The following is an 18,262-nucleotide window of genomic DNA, read 5'->3' on the forward strand; positions in this document are numbered from 1 at the left end:
AGTGGCATGGCGCGCGCGGCCCGGAAAGGCTCAGACTTCGTTCGCGACCGGGTTCGACAGCGTGCCGATGCCCGAGATCTCGACCTCGCAGACATCGCCGTCGCGCATCCACAGGGGAGGATTGCGCCGCGCGCCGACCCCGCCCGGCGTGCCCGAGACGATCACGTCGCCCGGCAGCAGCGGCAGGATCGTCGAGCAATAGGCGATCAGCCGCGGGATCGAGGTGATGAGCAGCGACACGTCGGTGTCCTGCACCACCTGCCCGTTCAGCCGCGTCTGCAGGTGCAGCGCCGCGGGATCGGGGATCTCGTCCGCCGTCACCATCCAGGGCCCGAAGGCGCCGGTGCCGGCAAAGGTCTTGCCCGGCATGAACTGATGCGTATGCTTTTGCCAGTCCCGCACCGAAGCGTCATTGTAGCAGGCATAGCCCGCGACATGATCGAGCGCCTCGGCCTCGGGGATGCGCCGGCCCGCCTTGCCGATGATCACCGCAAGCTCGCCCTCATAGTCGAACTGATCGCTTTCCAGCGGCTTCACCAGCGCCGCGCCATGGCCGATCTGGCTGCCGGCGTAGCGCGCGAAAAGCACCGGGTTCGGCGTCTCCTCGCGGCCGGTTTCCTGAATGTGGTCGTGATAGTTCAGCCCGACGCAGATGATCTTGTCGGGGTTCGGGATCACCGGGCCATGGGCGACGGCGTCGAAGGCATAGTCGGCCGGCTCCGCGGCCAGTGCCGCTGCCGCCGCCAGATCGCCCGCGGCGAGGAAGTCGCGCAGCGTCGGCGCGGCGAAGCGGCGGCCGAGATCGACGATGCCGGCCTCGGTGACAAGGCCATAGCTCGCGGTGCCGTCTTTGGTGAAGGAACAAAGTTTCATGGGTCAGACCATCTCCGGTTCAGGAAGGGGGATCGGGTTCGGCAAGATCGCGGCAATCAGCGCCGCAAGCTCTTCGGGGGTATCGGCGCCGCCAAGCGTGTGGCGGTCGGGGCGCAGCACCGCGGCGCGGGCGCCAAGCCGCGCCAGGTGCTCGGCGGCGTTGCTGGTCTCGGTCGTGACCAGACCGACGCCGGGCGGCAGGGCAAGGCCGCGGGCCAGATCGGCCTCGGCCACCACCACCCATTGGTGGCGGAAGGCCTCGTCCATCCGCCGGCCGTCGGCAAGCCGCGGCTGACCGAAGAGCCGGCCGGCCTTCGGCCCGATGCCAAGCCCCGGGCCGATCGGCGGCGCGATGCTTTCCATCCGCGCCGAGCCATTGCCCGCGGGCAAGGCCGCGCGCAGCGCGGCCTCGGTGCCCGCGGTGTTGATGAGGCCGCCAAGCCGCACCGCGGTCTGGATGTATTCGCGGGCATTGGGCTTGCGCTCGCTCTCGTAGCTGTCGAGAAGCGCCTCGGCCGCCGGCCCCGTCACCTTGCCCTGACACAGAAGTGCGAGCTTCCAGTAGAGGTTCGCGACATCGCGCGTGCCCGCGCACATCCCCTGCCCCATGAAGGGCGGGGTCTGGTGGCAGGCGTCGCCCGCCAGCAACAGCCGCCCCTTGCGCCAGTCCTCGGCGACGAGCGAGTGGAAGACATAGACCGCGGTGCGCTCGAGCACCGCCTCGTCCGGGCCGAGCCAGTCGGAGAGCAGCTCCCACACCCGCTCGGGGCGGGCGATCTCGGCGCTGTCTTCGCCGGGCTTCACGGTGATCTCCCACCGCCGCCGCATCCCCGGGCAGCGCACATAGGTCGCCGGCCGGTCGGGCACGCAATACTGGATCGAGTGATCGCCCAGCTCGGGCTTGTCGGCGTTCAGGATCACGTCGACGACCAGCCAGCGCTCGTGGAAGCCGTAATCCTCCATCCCGCTCTCGATGTAGCGACGCACGAGCGAGCGCGCGCCGTCGCAGCCGACGACATATTTCGCCGTGACATGCTCGACCTTGCCGCGCGACATGTCCTCGAAGCGGATCTCGACCCGTTCGCCCTGATCCTCGACGAAGAAGGCCTCGCAGCGGGTGCAGACGGTGACGCCCGGACGCGTCGCCATGTCCTCGCGCAGGATCCGTTCTAGATCGGGCTGGTGGAAGCGGTAATTCGCGCGCCAGCCCTGCGGCCCCTCGCCCTGCGGCCGCGGCCAGTCGAGCAACAGATCGCCCTCGGGCGAGACGAAGCGCATGCCCGGATGCAATGCGGTCAGCGGCTCGATCTTCTCGGCGATGCCGATCCACTGGAACACCCGCATCACCTCGGCATCGAAATGCACCGCGCGCGGCAGGTGATAGGCGGCGCTCTCACGTTCGAGCACCAGAACGCTCAGCCCGCATTGCGCCAGCAGATGGGCGAGCGTGGCGCCCGCCGGCCCGTAACCGATGATGGCAACGTCATAGTCCTGCATCAGCCCCTCCCGTGCTTGGCAAGTTCGCCGTAAAGCCAGGGGCAATCGGCCACCGGCGGCGAGCGGCGCCCGTTCTGTGCCGCCTCGAGCCGCATCTCGCGCAGCGCGATCCGGGCCGGGTCGCCTTCCTCCAGATAGAGCCGGTCATGGCCCCAGAAGCTCGGGCCGACGGTGGTCTCGTGCGGCTCCCAGCTTGCCTGGTCGATCAGCCGCCCGCCCCAGCCGTTCTCGACGAAGAAGCCCGAGGGCGAGTTGGCGTAATAGCTGGTCATGTAATCGTTGGTGTGGCGCCCGAGGGTATAGGCGACGCGCCCCTCCTGCTGCTGGGCAAGGTCATAGCCCTGGCCGAGATCGTCGAGGTTGCAGAACTCGACCATGAAGTGGTGGAAGCCCTCGCGCCCCGAGCCGACCATGGCGAAGGAATGGTGCCGGTCGTTGAGGTGGAAGAAATAGAGCCCATAGGGCACCCGCCCGAAATCCGAGACCCGGAAGTCGAGGATATCGCGGTAGAAGGGCATCATCACCTCGATGTCCTTCACATGCAGCACCGCGTGCCCCATGCCGAGCGGGCCGGTCATGAAGCCGTCGATCGGGCGGCCCGGCACGAAGGGATCGGCGGCGATCATCGGCGCGTGAAAGAGTTCGACGCGGTTGCCCATCGGGTCCTCGAACCAGATCAGATCGCCCACGAGGCGGCGGTCGGCAAGCGCGCCGGTGCCCCAGTGCACCGCGGTGCCGGCGGCATCGAGCCGCGCGGCATAGGTCTCGAGATCGGCGCGATGCGCCACCTCGAAGCCGAGGAAGGCCAGCGTCTCGCCCGGCTCGTCCGAGACCAGAAGCCGCTGCGCCTTGTCGTCCATGCGGAAGGCAAGCGCCTTGCCGCCGCGGTCGATCTTCTGCATTCCCAGAAGCTTGCCGGCGAAATCGCTCCATGCGTCGAGCTTGTCGGAGCGCACGCCAAGATAGCCCAGTGCAATGATTGCCATGGTCACCTCCATCATCGGTCGGGGTTTCCCCCGGTCTGGGCGGCGCGCCGCGCGCGCCCGGGAAAGGGCCCCGCCCCGTCCGGCAAACGGACGGGCCGGGCCCGGCTCATTCGCCCGCGATCGCCTGCGCGCGGCTCAGCGCCGCCTCGGCGGCGGTCTTGTCGGTCTGCTCGGCCAGCCATTTCGCCGGCGCCCCGGCGAGCGCGGCGTCCCACTCGGCCTGCGTCGCGGCGTCGAGTTCGGTGAAGGTCACCTTGCCATCGGCACGGAAGGCCGCCTCGATCTCGGCATCGGTGCCGTCGACCACGGCCGCGATCCATTCCGCCGCGGCGCGCCCCGACATCGCGTCGATCACCGCCCGGTCGGCCTCGGGCAGGCTCGCATAGGTCGCCTTGTTCATCAGGATCGCCATCGGCGAGGCGGTGAAGCGGGTGTCGGTGACATAGGGCGCCACCTCGTTCAGCCGGAAGGTGCGATAGGCGTCCATCACCCAGACCGCGCCCTTCACCACGCCGCGCTCGAGGTTCTCATAGACCTGCGGCGCGGGCACCGAGACGCCCGAGGCGCCGACGAGATCGAAGAGGGTCGAGCCGAATTTCGACGGCGTGCGCAGCTTCAGCCCCTTCAGGTCGGACGGATGCAGCGCCGGCGCCCCGGTCATGAAGACCCGGTAGCCGGGCGTGGTGAACAGCGCGATCACCTTGTAATCGGCATATTCCTTGCCCAGCAGCCCCTCATCCGCGAGGGTGTCGAGGATCTTCGCCCCGCCCGACGCGCTTTGCACAAGGCCCGGCAGCTCGACCACGCTGCTCATCGGGAACAGCCCCGGGGTGTAGGTCGGCACCACCAGCGCAACATCGGCGACGCCCGCCTTCACCAGCTCGGCCTGTGCCGGCGCCGCGCCGAGCATCGCGCCCGGGTAAAGCTTGAAGGCATTGCCCTTCGAGAGCTGCGGATTGATCCGGTCGATCCAGGCCTGCAGGATTTTCGCCGAATAGAAGCCCTGCGGCGGCTCGTGGCTCGACACCCGCATCTCGCGCGCCTCGGCCATCGGTGCGGCCAGCACCAGCGCCAGTGCCGCAGTCTTCAGGAACGTGTTGAACATGGAAATCCCTCCCTTGGATGTCCGGATGTCAGATTGCTGCATGGGGAAGCCAGGTCACGATCGCGGGCACGGCGATGACGATCGCCACGCGCAGCAGATCGGCCAGCACGAAGGGGGTGACGCCGCGCCACAGGTCCATCATGCTCAGCTCGGGGTTCGTCGTCTTCAGCACGAAAAGGTTCATCCCCACCGGCGGCGTGATCAGCCCCATCTCGACCACCATCACCGCGAAGATGCCGAACCAGATCAGATCGATCCCTGCCGCCTGCGCCACCGGCACGAAAAGCGGCACGGTCAGCAGCAGCATCGCCAGGCTGTCCATCAGCGTGCCGAGGCCGAGATAGATCGCCAGCATCAGCAAGATCACCAGCAGCGGGTGGTCGAGCAGCCCCGAGAACAGCCCGGTGAGCGAGAACGGCAGCCCCGAGAGCGCGAGGAAGAAGTTGAAGAGGTTCGCCCCGATCAGCACCAGATAGAGCGCGCCGCAGGTCAGCGCGGTGTCCATCGCCGCGTCGAAGAAGCCGCGTGCGCTCAGCCGGCGCGACAGCACGCCATAGGCCAGCACCACCGCCGCGCCGATCGCCGCGGTCTCGTTCGCAGTGAAGAGGCCGGAATAAAGGCCGCCCATGATCAGCCCGAAGATGCCAAGCGGCGGCACCAGCTCGCGCAGCGCCTCGCGCCGCTCGGCGCCGGTCGCGCGCTCCCGGCTGGGCGCCGAGGACAGGCCGAGCCAGATCGGCACCCAGATCGCGAGGCAATAGAGCGTGATCGCGACGACGATCGGCCCGGCGGTCGCCAGCAGCAGCGAGCGGATCGACTGCTCGGCGATGAAGGCATAGATCACCAGCACCGTCGAGGGCGGGATCAGGATGCCGAGCGTGCCGCCCGCCGCGATCGCGCCCGCCGAAAGCGAGGACGAATAGCCCGCGCTGCGCATCTCGGGCAGCGCGATCCGGCCCATCGTGGCGGTGGTGGCGAGCGACGAGCCCGAGATCATCCCGAAGCCCGCCGAGGCGCCGATCGTGGCCAGCGCCAGCCCGCCGCGGCGGTGCCCGATCAGCACCGACATCGAGCGGTAGAGCTTCGACGACAGCCCGCATTGCGCCGCCAGATTGCCCATCAGCACGAACAGCGGCAGCATCGTCAGGGTATAATTCGTCAGGCTGTCCCAGACCGTGGTGGCGCCGATCGTCATCGCGCCCGAGACGCCGATGATCATCGCCGCGCCGCCAAGCCCGACAAGGCCAAGCGCCACCGCGACCGGCACCTCGAGGAAGATCATCACGATCGCGGCGAGAAAGCCGAGCCCGCCCAGCACCAGCCCGCTCATGCCGCGGCCCCCCGGCGCCATTCCAGCCAGACCCCGACACCGGCGGCGAACAGCGCCGCCGCCAGCGTCACCGCGACGACCGAGAGCATCGCCGGCATCGGCAGGCCCAGATCGGCCGAGGTCTCGGGCGAGCCGAGCTTCGAGACTGCATTGGCGCCGACGATCCACACCATCAGCCCGGCAAAGACCAGCGAGGCCACCGCGCCGAGCCGGCCGAGCGGGCGTAGGAACAGCGTCGGCATCAGCTCGGACAGCAGTTTCGCGGTGACATGGCTGCGCAGCGCATAGCACACCGGCATCGACAGCAGCGCCCCGAAGCCGATCGAATAGGAGGTCAGCTCGATCGCGCCGCGGACGTTGATGCCGCCCAGCTTGCGCAAGATCACATCGGCCACGGTGACCCCGGTGCCAAGCAGGAAACAGCCTGCCGCCGCGCTGAGAAGCGCCACGGAAATCAATGGATTGGTCTTGCGCACCATGCCCCGCGCCCTCCCAAGCGCCGCGCCGCCGCACTGTCGCGGCGCGCTCGTCCCGATGTCTTTGCAGGTGGCCGCCAGTTCTCCCAAACCGCAGGCCATCACTCCCGCCTCCGAGATAGCGGAGGCATGGCGCGGAAACGAAGCCTGATGCCGGAAGTGTCCGCCTGACGGACACGGCGGCGCGGCGCGCCACCGCCCCGGCCTCTCAGCCCCGCGGCACTGCCGAGTCGCAGCGGCCGCTCCGCGGCCGCCACGAGCACGCTCTGCCGCGGTCCCCGCGCGACGATGGCGCCGGTTTGTTCGCCATCCGCACGAAAATTTTCAGAATACGAACAAATATCGCAATGCGCACGAAAGGGCTTCGCCGGGCGGCCGGTCCGCGCCTAGGCTCGCCCGATCCAATCGGAGGAGACCATGGACAAACGCATCGCGACACTGGCCGAGGCGGTGGCGGGCATCGAGGACGGGGCGACGGTGATGATCGGCGGCTTCGGCGGCTCGGGCGCGCCGATCGAGCTCATTCACGCGCTGATCGACCGCTTCATCGCCACCGGCCACCCGAAGAACCTGACCGTCGTCAACAACAACGCCGGCAACGGCCATGTCGGGCTTGCGGCGCTGATCGAACAGGGGATGGTGGCGAAGCTGATCTGCTCCTTCCCGCGCTCGGCCGACCCGAAGGTATTCACCGAGCTTTACCTCGCCGGGCAGATCGAGCTGGAACTGGTGCCGCAGGGCACCTTGGCCGAACGCATCCGCGCCGGCGGCGCCGGCATCCCGGCCTTCTACACGCCGACGAGCTATGGCACCGATCTGGCGCAGGGCAAGCCGGTCGAGGAGTTCGACGGCCGGCCTTACGTGCGCGAACGCTGGCTCAAGGCCGATGTCGCGCTGATCAAGGCGGAACTCGGCGACCATTATGGCAACCTGACCTACCGGATGGCGGCACGCAACTTCAACCCGCTGATGGCGATGGCCGCCGCGCGCACCATCGCGCAGGTCAGCCGCGCCGTCGCGCCGGGCGGGATCGACCCCGAGCAGGTGATCACCCCGGGCATCTTCGTGCAGGGCCTCGTCGAGGTGCCCGCGCCCGCGCAGGAAGAGGTTCTGAACCGCGCCAATGCCCATTACCCGGAGGTGACAGAATGACCGCGAAACTCTCGAACGCGCAGATCGCCTGGCGCGCGGCGCAGGACATCGCCGATGGTGCCTATGTCAACCTCGGCATCGGCTTCCCCGAGATGGTGGCGAAGTTCCAGCCGCCCGGCCGCGAGGCGGTGTTCCATACCGAGAACGGCGTGCTCGGCTTCGGCGCGGCACCCGCGCCCGGCGCGGAGGACTGGGATCTGATCAACGCCGGCAAGAAGGCGATCACGCTGAAGCCCGGCGCCGCCTTCTTCCACCATGCCGACAGCTTCGCGATGGTGCGCGGCGGCCATCTCGACGTGGCGATCCTCGGCGCCTATCAGGTGGCCGAGACCGGCGATCTGGCGAACTGGTCAACCGGGCCGAAGGGCGTGCCCGCCGTCGGCGGCGCGATGGATCTCGTGCATGGCGCGAAGCGCGTCGCCGTCATCACCGACCACGTCACCAAGGACGGCAAGCCGAAGCTGCTTCAGGCCTGCACCCTGCCGCTGACCGGGGTGGGCTGCGTCACCCGGGTCTACACCAGCCTTGCGGTGATCGACATCGAGGACGGCCATTTCGTGCTGCGCGAGAAGCTGCCCGCGCTTTCCTTCGATGACCTTCAGGCCGTCACCGGCGCCACGCTGCACCTTGACGGCGCGGTCGCCGACCTCATCACTCCGGAGCTCTGAGATGACCGACGTTTTCATCTGCGACTACATCCGCACCCCGATCGGCCGCTTCGGCGGATCGCTTGCCATGGTGCGCGCCGACGATCTGGGCGCCGTGCCGCTGCGCGCGCTGAGGACGCGCAACCCGGGCCTCGACTGGGCCGCGGTCGATGACGTGATCTTCGGCTGCGCCAATCAGGCGGGTGAGGACAACCGCAACGTCGCGCGGATGTCGCTGCTGCTTGCGGGCCTGCCGGTCGAGGTGTCGGGAACGACGATCAACCGGCTGTGCGGCTCGGGCATGGACGCTGTGCTGACCGCCGCCCGCGCGATCAAGGCGGGCGAGGCCGATCTGATGATCGCGGGCGGGGTCGAGAGCATGTCGCGCGCCCCCTTCGTGATACCGAAGGCCGAAAGCGCCTTTTCGCGCGCGGCCGAGGTGCATGACACGACGATCGGCTGGCGCTTCGTCAACCCGCTGATGAAGGCGCAATACGGCGTCGACTCCATGCCCGAGACCGCCGAGAACGTCGCCGAGGACTTCGCCATCTCGCGCGCCGATCAGGACGCCTTCGCGCTGCGCAGCCAAGCCAAAGCCGCCGCGGCACAGGAAAACGGCCGGCTCGCGCAGGAGATCACCCCGGTCGAGATCCCGCAACGCAAGGGCGATCCGAAGATCGTCGACCGCGACGAACATCCGCGCGCGACGACGATCGAGGCGCTCTCGGGCCTCAGGGCCATCGTGAAGCAGGGCGGCACGGTCACCGCGGGCAATGCCTCGGGGGTGAACGACGGCGCCGCAGCGCTGATCCTTGCCTCGGAGGCGGCAGCAAAGCGGCACGGGCTGACCCCGATCGCGCGGGTGCTGGGCGGGTCGGCGGCCGGCGTCGCACCGCGGATCATGGGCTTCGGCCCGGCGCCCGCCTCGCAGAAACTGATGGCGCGGCTTGGCCTGACGCAGGCCGATTTCGACGTGATCGAGCTGAACGAGGCCTTCGCGAGCCAGGGCCTTGCGACGCTGCGCGCGCTTGGCATCGCCGATGACGACGCCCGGGTGAACCCGAACGGCGGCGCCATCGCGCTTGGCCATCCGCTTGGCATGTCCGGCGCGCGGATCACCGGCACGGCGGCACTCGAGCTGCTGAAGACCGGCGGCCGGCGCTCGCTCTCCACCATGTGCATCGGCGTCGGTCAGGGCATCGCCATCGCGCTCGAGCGGGTCTGAGGCCCCAAAAGAAAACGGCCGGCCCCGGGACGAGGGGCCGGCCGCGGACGCAGGACGCGGAATGTGGGATCAGTAGCGCGCGTCCTTCGGTTTCGGGTCTTTCGGCCAGTCCTTCACCTTGTCGGGGAAGTCGGGCCGCGGCATGTGGGAGAAGTATTCCGCCACGTCGATCGCGTCCTGATCCGACAGCCCCCCCTGCCCGAGCGGGAACTTTCCATGCGCCGCGATCGGCATGTTCTGCTTGACGAAGGCGGCGGCGGTGAAGGTGCGGGCCATGCCGGCGCCGATGTTGAACGAATGATCGCCCCAGAGCGGCGGGTAGACCATGCGCCCGGCGGCATCGGTCAGCCCCTCGCCATTCTCGCCATGGCAGGCGGCGCATTGCTCGGCATAGATCGTCTTGCCCCGCACCGGATCGGGGATCAGCGAGGTATCGACCTTGCCCACGCCGCGGCCCTCGACCTTGTCCTCGGGCTTGGTCTCGCCCTTCATCCAGTCGAAATAGGCCAGCATCGCCTTCATGTCGGGGCTGTCCTTCGCCAGCGGCTTGCCGTTCATCGAGCGGCGGAAGCAGCCGTTGATGCGGTCCTCCATGTCGATCACCTTGCCCGCCCGCTTCTGGTAGGAGGGGAAGAAGGCGGTGATGCCGACATAGGGCGAGCCGTTCGCCACCGTGCCCGCATTCAGGTGGCACGAGGTGCAGTTCAGCGCGTCGCCGACATGCTCGGGCAGCAGGTCGCGGGTCTCGGCATTCAGCCGCATGCCGCGCACCAGTTGCTCGGCGTTCGGCGCGCCGAGCATCGCGGCGAGCCGCGGCGTCTCGAAGGTCGAGCTGTCGACCGCGGGGCCGATCGCCGCACGGGCCTTGGCCACCGCCTCGGGCGTCACCGGCGCGGCGCCCGCACCGAAGTTCTCGCGCACGAAGCTGAGGATCTGCGCGATCTCGTCATCGCCGAGCTTGGCAAAGCCCGGCATGTGGAAGGCGCGCGGATGGGCCGCGGTCATCGCGCTTTGCCCGCCGGTCAGGGTGATGTGAATGAGCGTCGCGGGATCGTCGGCCGCGATCGTGTGGTTGCCGCCGAAGGGCGGGAAGACGCCGGGCACGCCCTCGCCGTTCGGGCGGTGGCAATCCGAGCAGAACTGCGCATAGCCAAGCCCGCCCGGCGTGGTCCAGGTGGTCTCGGGCACCAGCGCGGCCACCACGTCGGCGGGGCTTGCCGGCTGCTCCGGCCGGTCGGCGGGCAGCGATTTCATGTAGACCGCCATCGCCGTCAGATCGAGATCCGAGAAATGCTGCGTCGAATGCGAGATCACGTCGACCATGCTGCCCGAGACGGTGGCAAAGCGGTTCTGCCCGGTCTTCAGCAGGCGCACCATGTCGGAGACGGTCCACAGGTTGCGCAGGTTGACGGCGTTCCAGTTCTCGACCTGCGCACCCGACAGGAACTTGTCGCCATGCGGCCCGGTGCCGTCCATGGTGACCTCCTGGAAGCCGATGCCGCGGGGCGTGTGGCAGGCGCCGCAATGGCCGAGGCTCTGCACCAGATAGGCGCCACGGTTCCACACCGCATCCTTCGTCGGATCGGGGCTGAAGGGGGCGCTTTGCAGGAAGGCGGTGTTCCAGTAGGCCATGCCCCAGCGCTGGTTGAACGGGAAGCCGAGGTTGGTTTCGGGCGTCACCTGTTTCACCGGCGCAAGGCCCTGGCTGAGATAGGCCCAGAGCGCGCCCATATCCGCCTCGGTCATCTTCGCATAGGAGGGATAGGGCATCGCCGGATAGAGGTGACGGCCATCCGCCGCCACGCCCTTGCGCATCGCGCGGTCGAACGCGGCATAGCTCCAGCCGCCGATGCCGGTCTCGGGATCGGGGGTGATGTTGGTCGAGTAGATCGTGCCCATCGGGCTTTCGAGGGCAAGGCCCCCCGCCATCTCCACCCCGTCCTTCGCGGTGTGGCAGGCGACGCAATCGCCAAGCTCGGCGATGTAGCGGCCGCGCGCGATCAGATCCGCGCTTGCCGCGCCGGTGAAGCCGGGCGTCACCGCCTCGAGTGCCGGCGGCCGGGCGAGGAACAGCGCCGTCCCCCCGGCCAGCACCGCAACCACCCCGACGGCGGCTGCATATTTGCCCTTGCGACTTTTCTTATCCGTAGCCATGGCGATCACTTCCACTCTTCTGCGCTTGCCCGAGGCTAGAAAGAGCCCCCCTTGCGAGCAATCCGGGGTTAGCCCGCAGCCTCTAGGGGTTTACCCGAGGGGGAAGCATGCGGGCGTCAGGGAAAGGCGCTGGCGCCCAGCCGTAATACTGCGCTCAATTAATTGATAATACAATGAATTTATGAAGTTCAGCCGGCCCCGGGTCGCCTGCCCGCCGCAGCCCCGCTTCCGGGCGCGGCACAATGCCACGGGCGCCGCCCCGGTGGATGCGAAAAGGCCCGCGCGACACCTTGCGGCATGACGCGGGCCCGAGGTGGCCACGGGGCGCCCTGCCCCGCCGCCAGGGGATCAGAGCGCGATCATCACATGCCGCACGACCGAGTAATCCTCGAGCGCATAGATCGACATGTCCTTGCCATAGCCCGACTGCTTCAGCCCGCCATGCGGCATCTCGTTGGTCAGCATGAAGTGGGTGTTCACCCAGGTGCAGCCGTATTGCAGCCGCGAGGCGACCGAGAGGCCCTTGCTCACGTCCTTGGTCCAGACCGACGACGCCAGACCATAGTCCGAGTCATTCGCCCAGCCGATCGCCTGTTCCGGCTCGTCGAAGCGGGTGACCGAGACCACCGGGCCGAAGACCTCGCGCCGGACGATCTCGTCCGACTGCAGCGCGCCCGCGATCACGGTGGGCTTGTAGAAGAAGCCCTTGCCCGCGGGGATCTCGCCGCCGGTCGCGACCTCGATGTGGTTTTGCTCGCGGGCGCGGGCGACGAAGGAAGCGACGCGGTCGCGCTGGCGCGGCGAAATCAGCGGCCCCATCTCGTTCAGGCTGTCGTCCTCGTTGCCGAAGCCGATGGTCGAGACCGCCGCGGCCAGTTCCGCCACGAACTTCTCGTAGACCCCGGATTGCGCATAGATCCGGCAGGCCGCGGTGCAGTCCTGCCCGGCATTGTAATAGCCGAAGGCGCGCAGCCCGGCGACGGCGGCCTCGATGTCGGCATCGTCGAACAGGATCACCGGCGCTTTGCCGCCCAGTTCCAGATGGGTGCGCTTGATCGTGCGGGTCGCGGCCTCGAGCATCTTGCGCCCGGTCGCGATGTCGCCGGTGAGCGAGATCATCGCCACCTTCGGGTGGTTGATCAACGCCGACCCCACCGTCTCGCCACGGCCAAGGACGATGTTGACCACCCCCTCGGGCAGCACCTCGGCGAAGATCCGCGCCATCGCGAGCGCCGTGAGCGGCGTCTGTTCCGAGGGCTTGAAGACCACGGTGTTGCCCGCCACGATCGCCGGCGCGATCTTCCACGCCATCATCATCAGCGGATAGTTCCACGGCGCGATCGAGGCGACGACGCCGATCGGGTCGCGCCGGATCATCGAGGTGTGGCCCGGCAGATATTCGCCCGCCACCGGCCCGTGCATGGTGCGCACGGCGCCCGCGAAGAAGCGGAAGCAGTCGATGATCGCCGGCAGCTCATCGCCAAGCGCCATGTGGCCCGGCTTGCCGCAATTGAGCGCCTCGAGCCCCGCGAGCGTCGCCGCCTCGGCCTCGATCTTCTCGGCGATCTTCAGCAGATAGCCCGAGCGGGCGGCCGGCGTGGTGCGCGACCAGGTGGTGAAGGCCGTCGTCGCGGCTGTCACCGCCGCCTCGACCTGCGCCAGCGAGGCCTCGGGAAGGGTGACGATCACCTCGCCGGTGCGGGGGTTGAGGATCTGTTCCTCGGTCTCGGTGCCCGAAACGAGGTCGGCGCCGATCAGCATCTGCGTTTGCATGGAGGTCTCCCAGTCAGTCATTTCTCGGAACCGGCGGTGTTTTCGCCGTCTTTGGTCAGGTAATAGGCGGCAAGGATCGGCAGCACCGTCACCAGCACCACGGCCATGGCGACGACGTTGGTCACCGGGCGCTGGCGCGGGCGGACGAGCTCTTCCAGCATCCAGATCGGCAGGGTCGACTGGTTGCCGGCAGTGAAGGTGGTCACGATCACCTCGTCGAAGGACAGCGCGAAGGCGAGCATCCCGCCGGCCAGAAGCGCCGTGCCGATGTTGGGCAGGATCACCAGACGGAAGGTCTGCACCCCGTCCGCGCCCAGATCCATCGCCGCGTCAATGAGCGCGCCCGAGGTGCGGCGGAACCGCGCCACGGCATTGTTGTAGACGACCACGATGCAGAAGGTCGCGTGGCCCAGCACGATGGTCCAGGTGCTGAACGGGATGTCGAGCAGCGCGAAGGCCGAGCGCAGCGAGATCCCGGTGATGATGCCGGGCAGCGCGATCGGCAGGATCACGAGAAGCGAAATCGCCTCGCGTCCGAAGAAGCGCGAACGGGCGACGGCGGCGGCCGTCAGCGTGCCGAGCACCAGCGCGATCGTGGTCGAGATCGCCGCGACCTTCAGCGACAGGCCAAGCGCCTGCCAGACGTCGCCGCGCCCGAGCGTCACGCCCAGCCACTTCGTGGTCAGCCCCGGCGGCGGGAACTGATAGCTCTTTTCCTCGGTGGTGAAGGCGTAAAGGAAAATCAGCGCGATCGGGGCGAGCAGGAACACGAGCCCGCCGATCGCCGAGAGTTTGAGCGCAAGCGGCGCCTTGGTGTCAGACTGCATCGAAAGCCCCCATCTTGCGCGCGCCCCACAGATAAAAGCCCATGAGCACGATCGGAACCACGGTGAAGGCGGCGGCAAGCGGGATGTTCCCGGCCGTGCCCTGCTGGGTGTAGACCGCCTGGCCGATGAACAGCCGGCCCGAGCCGATGATCTGCGGGATGATGTAATCGCCAAGCGTCAGCGAGAAGGTGAAGATCGAGCCCGCGACGATGCCCGGCAGGGCGAGCGGGAACAGCACCATGCGGAACGACTGCCGCGGCGTCGCGCCAAGGTCCGAGGCGGCCTCGAGCAGCGGCGCCGGCACCCGTTCGAGCGAGGCCTGCACCGGGATGATCATGTAGGGCAGCCAGATATAGACGAAGACGATGAAGGTGCCGAGATAGCTGACCGAGAGCGAGTTGCCGCCGATGACCGGCAGCGACAGCAGGCCGTCGAGCGCCCAGGTCAGGTGCAGCTTGGCAAAGACCCAGTTCAGGATGCCCTCCTTCGCCAGCACCAGCTTCCAAGCGTAGACCTTGACCAGATAGCTCGACCACAGGGGCAGCATCACGCCGATGTAGAAGAGCGCCTTCCATTTCCCCTTCGCATAGCGCGCGGCGAAATAGGCGATCGGGAAGGCCAGCACCGCCGAGGCGAGCGTGACCGAGCCCGCCATCACCACGGTGCGCGCGATGATGTCGAAGTTCGAGGGCCGCAGCAGCTCGGCATAGGTGGCGAGGGTGAATTCGTGCTGCACGACGCCCGAGAACTCGTCGATCGAGAAGAAGCTCTGCAGCAGCAGCGCGATCAGCGCGCCGATGTAGACGATGCCGAGCCAAAGAACGATCGGCAGGATCATCAGGAAGGTGAACATCCGCGGATGGCGGATCACCCAGTCGACGCCCCGCGCGACAAGCCCCGCGCGCGGCGGGAAGATCGCGGCCTCGCTCATGCGCCCGGCTCCATCACATGCACCTTGGCCGGGTCCCAGCCGATGCGGGCGGTCTGGCCGGGTTCGGGCAGGGTCTCGGCGGGCGGGACGAGCGCGGTCAGCGCCTGACCGTCCAGCTCGAGACCGAGCTTCACCACCCGGCCGTGATAGGCGCGCGCGGTGACCCGGGCCTCGCGGCCGGCGGGATCGAGGCGGATGTCCTCGGGGCGCAGGCTGGCCCAGCGGCCGGCGGGGCCGGTGCCGACGAACTCGGCCGGCAGCACGTTCGAGGAGCCGACGAAATCGGCGACGAAGCGGCTTGCCGGGCGGCGGTAGATCTCTTCCGGGGTGCCGACCTGCTGGATCGTGCCCTGCGCAAAGACCGCGACGCGATCGGCCATCGACAGCGCCTCTTCCTGGTCATGGGTGACGAAGACGAAGGTCATGCCAAGGGAGCGCTGCAACCGGCGCAGCTCCTCCTGCATCTGCTCGCGCAGCTTCAGATCGAGCGCGCCGAGCGGCTCGTCCAGCAGCAGCACGCGCGGCTTGTTGACGAGCGCACGCGCAAGCGCCACGCGCTGCCGCTGGCCACCCGAAAGGGCCCCCGCGCGGCGGTCGCCATAGCCCGCGAGTTCCACGAGATCGAGCGCCTCCTCGGCGGCGCGGGTGCGCTCGGCCCGGCCCACGCCCTTCACCCGCAGCCCGAAGGCCACGTTGTCGCGCACGTCCATGTGCGGGAAGAGCGCATAGTTCTGGAACACGGTGTTGACGTTGCGCCGGTAGGGCGGCACGCCCTCGGCGCGCTCGCCATAGATCTCGATATGGCCGGCGGTCGGCTGCTCGAAGCCCGCGATCAGGCGCAGACAGGTGGTCTTGCCGGAACCCGAGGGCCCCAGCATGGCGAAGAACTCGCCATCGGCGATGTCGAGGTCAACACCGTCGACGGCCCGGACGATGCCGAAATGCCGACAGACGCCGCGGAAACTCACAGCTTGGGTCATGCTTGGTCTTTCAGGGGAGGAAGTCAGGAAGGAGGGCCCGGGCGTCACCGCCCGGGCGCCGGACGGATCAGCCGCCCATCACGGCGATGTAGTCGGACACCCAGCGGTGATAGGGCACGCAGCCGCCGGCCTCGCATTTCGAGGTCGGGGTGCGCCAGAACCAGATCTTGTCGAAGTCCTTCAGCCCGTTCGCATCGCAGCCCTCGGCAGTCTGCATGCCCGACTTGTCGGTGCAGGCCTCGGGCACCGAGGGCACGGCGCCGAACCACACCGACAGATCCGACTGCAGGTTCGAGTTCAGCGCATGCTCCATGAAGAGATAGGCGCAGGTCGGGTGCTTGGCGTCCGAATGCAGCATCAGCGTGTCGGCCCAGCCCGAGGCGCCCTCCTTCGGCACCACCGAAGCGACCGGCGCGCCGTCGGCCTTCAGCAGGTTGACCTGGAACGGCCAGGAGGACGAGGCGACGACGCCCTCGTTCTTGAAGTCGTCGATCTGCACCATGGCGTCGTGCCAGTAGCGCGAGACGAGCTTGCGCTGGCCCTTCAGGAGTTCAAGCGCCGCGGCATACTGGTCCTCGTTCAGCTCGAAGGGGTTCTCGATGCCGAGCTCTGGCTTGTGCGCCTTCAGATACATCGCCGCATCGGCAATGTAGATCGGGCCGTCATAGGCCTGCACCCGGCCCTTGTTCGACTTGCCGTCGGGCAGCGTCTGCTCGTTGAACACGACATCCCAGCTGTCGGGCGCGGTCTTGAACACCTCGGTGTTGTACATCAGCACGTTCGGCCCCCACATGAAGGGCACGCCGTAATGGGAGCCGTCGACGGTGTGCCAGGGGGCATCCTTCAGCCGGTCGTCGACGCGCTTCCAGTCGGGGATCAGCTCGATGTTGACCGGCTGCACCTTGCCGCCCGCGATCAGCCGCAGCGAGGCATCGCCCGAAGCGGTGACCAGATCGAAGCCCCCCTGGTTCATCAGCGACACCATCTCGTCCGAGGTGCCCGCGGTCTTCACCTCGACCTTGCAGCCGGTCGTCTGCTCGAACTTGGTGACCCAGTCATAGGCCGGATCGGTCTCGCCGCGCTCGATATAGCCCGGCCAGGCGACGATCGACAGCGCGCCCTCGGGCTTGCTCAGTTCCTTCAGCATCTCGGCCTGTGCCGGCAGCGACAGCGCTGCACCAAGGGCGATCCCCGAGGCGCAGAGGTTCAGAAGCTTTTTCATCAAAGTGTTCCCTGTTGTCGCGGGGCACATTGGGGCCCCTCGCACGGAAGCGTGAGCGAGATGGCACGTTTTCGCAAATTCAATTGTCAGAAGCCCGCTATCGGAAAAGTCGATATCAGAATTTATCGTTGCACCGAATGGCTTTGCGCGGCGCGAATGAATTCCCGCGCGGTCTCGGGAAGGGGCGCGCCCTTGCGCCAGACGACGCCCACCTGCACCACCGGCAGCTTGCCCGAGACATCGCGCGAGACGATCCGGTCGCCTTCAAGCGACCAGCGGCGATAGACAAGCTCGGGCAGAAGGGCGATTCCCGCGCCGGTCGCCACCAGCGAGCGCACCGCCTCCACAGACCGCGTGCGGAAGGCGACGCGCGGGCGCGCGCCAAGGGCGCTCAGCAGGGTGCGGGTCGCCTCCTCGATCTCGTCGAGGCGCAGCATGATCATCGGCTCGCCCACCAGATCCTCGATCGCGACCGAGGTCGCCTCGGTCAGCCGGTGGCCGTTCGGCAGCCACAGCTGATAGGGCGAGACCTCGAGGATCTCGGTCTGCAACGCCATCCGGTCGCGCAGCGCCGAGGTCACCATCACCGCCACGTCCAGCTCGCCGCCGATCAGCAGGTGCTCGAGGTAATCGCCGCTGTCCTCGAGTGCGGTGACCTCGACATTCGGATTGGCCCGGCGGAACCGCGCGAGGATGTCCGACAGCACATAGCCCGCGACCAGCGAGGTCACCCCCACATGCAGCGAACCGCCAAGCTTCTCGGTGTCGGAAACCACCGCCTGCCGGGCGTCGGCGATGCTGGCCAGAATGCCCTGCGCATGGCGCAGGAACTGATGCCCCTTCTGGGTGATCTCGAGCCCGCGCGGGTGGCGGGCGAAGAGCGCGACGCCAAGGTCGGCCTCGAGATCGCGGATCGCCTCGGTCACCGCCGATTGCGAGATCGACAGCGCCAGCGCCGCCCCCGAGACCGTGCCGCTTTCGGCGGCGGCGATGAAATAGCGCAGCTGGCGGATGGTGAAGGCCATGCGGGGGCTCCCTCTCTTGCCCGGGACAAGACCCGCCCGCGCCGGCGCGGTCAAGCCCC

16 protein-coding genes are annotated in these 18,262 nt (G+C 68.1%); 3 read left to right on the plus strand and 13 right to left on the minus strand.

What is annotated here, in order from left to right:
- Window positions 1-30: 30 nt before the first annotated feature.
- The 6 genes from EOW66_RS00065 to EOW66_RS00090 all read right to left on the minus strand — a co-directional run bounded on the left by EOW66_RS00065 (window position 31) and on the right by EOW66_RS00090 (window position 6,270).
- Window positions 31-873, minus strand: a complete 843-nt coding sequence (locus EOW66_RS00065; RefSeq protein WP_128153970.1) for a fumarylacetoacetate hydrolase family protein — start codon at window positions 871-873, stop codon at window positions 31-33.
- 3 nt (window positions 874-876) lie between these two features.
- Window positions 877-2,370 carry a bifunctional 3-(3-hydroxy-phenyl)propionate/3-hydroxycinnamic acid hydroxylase MhpA gene (mhpA, locus tag EOW66_RS00070; protein ID WP_128153971.1) on the minus strand — a complete coding sequence of 498 codons (1,494 nt, stop codon included), beginning with the start codon at window positions 2,368-2,370 and terminating at the stop codon, window positions 877-879.
- Window positions 2,370-3,356 carry a VOC family protein gene (locus tag EOW66_RS00075; RefSeq protein WP_128153972.1) on the minus strand — a complete coding sequence of 329 codons (987 nt, stop codon included), beginning with the start codon at window positions 3,354-3,356 and terminating at the stop codon, window positions 2,370-2,372. Before EOW66_RS00075 ends, mhpA begins: the two co-directional genes overlap by 1 nt.
- A gap of 106 nt (window positions 3,357-3,462) precedes the next feature.
- Entirely contained in the window at window positions 3,463-4,461 is a 999-nt protein-coding gene (locus EOW66_RS00080) for a TRAP transporter substrate-binding protein (protein ID WP_128153973.1), read from the minus strand.
- A gap of 28 nt (window positions 4,462-4,489) precedes the next feature.
- Window positions 4,490-5,791 (minus strand): TRAP transporter large permease, encoded by a 1,302-nt coding sequence (locus EOW66_RS00085; RefSeq protein ID WP_128153974.1) that lies wholly within the window; start codon window positions 5,789-5,791, stop codon window positions 4,490-4,492.
- Window positions 5,788-6,270, minus strand: coding sequence for a TRAP transporter small permease (locus tag EOW66_RS00090; protein WP_128153975.1), 483 nt, complete (start codon window positions 6,268-6,270; stop codon window positions 5,788-5,790). The genes EOW66_RS00085 and EOW66_RS00090 overlap by 4 nt, the downstream gene beginning before the upstream one ends.
- 414 nt (window positions 6,271-6,684) lie before the next feature.
- Here EOW66_RS00090 and EOW66_RS00095 point away from each other — a divergent pair, with 414 nt between their 5' ends.
- The 3 genes from EOW66_RS00095 to pcaF are packed head-to-tail and all read left to right on the plus strand — an operon-like array spanning window position 6,685 to window position 9,291.
- Window positions 6,685-7,419, plus strand: coding sequence for a 3-oxoacid CoA-transferase subunit A (locus EOW66_RS00095; protein ID WP_128153976.1), 735 nt, complete (start codon window positions 6,685-6,687; stop codon window positions 7,417-7,419).
- Window positions 7,416-8,087: a 3-oxoacid CoA-transferase subunit B gene (locus tag EOW66_RS00100; protein ID WP_128153977.1), complete on the plus strand. Its 672-nt coding sequence runs from the start codon at window positions 7,416-7,418 to the stop codon at window positions 8,085-8,087. The genes EOW66_RS00095 and EOW66_RS00100 overlap by 4 nt, the downstream gene beginning before the upstream one ends.
- Window position 8,088: 1 nt before the next feature.
- Window positions 8,089-9,291, plus strand: coding sequence for a 3-oxoadipyl-CoA thiolase (gene pcaF, locus EOW66_RS00105; protein WP_128153978.1), 1,203 nt, complete (start codon window positions 8,089-8,091; stop codon window positions 9,289-9,291).
- Between the two features lie 69 nt (window positions 9,292-9,360).
- Here pcaF and EOW66_RS00110 read toward each other — a convergent pair whose 3' ends face one another.
- The 7 genes from EOW66_RS00110 to EOW66_RS00140 form a co-directional block, all read right to left on the minus strand.
- Window positions 9,361-11,445 carry a c-type cytochrome gene (locus EOW66_RS00110; RefSeq protein ID WP_128153979.1) on the minus strand — a complete coding sequence of 695 codons (2,085 nt, stop codon included), beginning with the start codon at window positions 11,443-11,445 and terminating at the stop codon, window positions 9,361-9,363.
- A 348-nt stretch (window positions 11,446-11,793) separates the two neighbouring features.
- Window positions 11,794-13,218, minus strand: a complete 1,425-nt coding sequence (locus EOW66_RS00115) for a gamma-aminobutyraldehyde dehydrogenase (RefSeq protein WP_128153980.1) — start codon at window positions 13,216-13,218, stop codon at window positions 11,794-11,796.
- 17 nt (window positions 13,219-13,235) lie between these two features.
- Entirely contained in the window at window positions 13,236-14,045 is an 810-nt protein-coding gene (locus EOW66_RS00120) for an ABC transporter permease (RefSeq protein WP_128153981.1), read from the minus strand.
- Complete coding sequence (locus tag EOW66_RS00125) at window positions 14,035-14,976, minus strand: ABC transporter permease (RefSeq protein ID WP_128153982.1); 942 nt, start codon at window positions 14,974-14,976, stop codon at window positions 14,035-14,037. Before EOW66_RS00125 ends, EOW66_RS00120 begins: the two co-directional genes overlap by 11 nt.
- The gene (locus tag EOW66_RS00130) at window positions 14,973-15,956 is read right to left on the minus strand and encodes an ABC transporter ATP-binding protein (RefSeq protein ID WP_128153983.1); all 984 of its coding nucleotides are present in this window, start codon (window positions 15,954-15,956) and stop codon (window positions 14,973-14,975) included. Before EOW66_RS00130 ends, EOW66_RS00125 begins: the two co-directional genes overlap by 4 nt.
- A gap of 67 nt (window positions 15,957-16,023) precedes the next feature.
- Entirely contained in the window at window positions 16,024-17,178 is a 1,155-nt protein-coding gene (locus EOW66_RS00135) for an ABC transporter substrate-binding protein (protein WP_128153984.1), read from the minus strand.
- A 122-nt stretch (window positions 17,179-17,300) separates the two neighbouring features.
- Window positions 17,301-18,203 (minus strand): LysR family transcriptional regulator, encoded by a 903-nt coding sequence (locus EOW66_RS00140; protein WP_128153985.1) that lies wholly within the window; start codon window positions 18,201-18,203, stop codon window positions 17,301-17,303.
- Window positions 18,204-18,262 lie beyond the last annotated feature (59 nt).

Source organism: Paenirhodobacter huangdaonensis, from assembly GCF_004022465.1.
Classification (GTDB): domain Bacteria; phylum Pseudomonadota; class Alphaproteobacteria; order Rhodobacterales; family Rhodobacteraceae; genus Rhodobacter; species Rhodobacter huangdaonensis.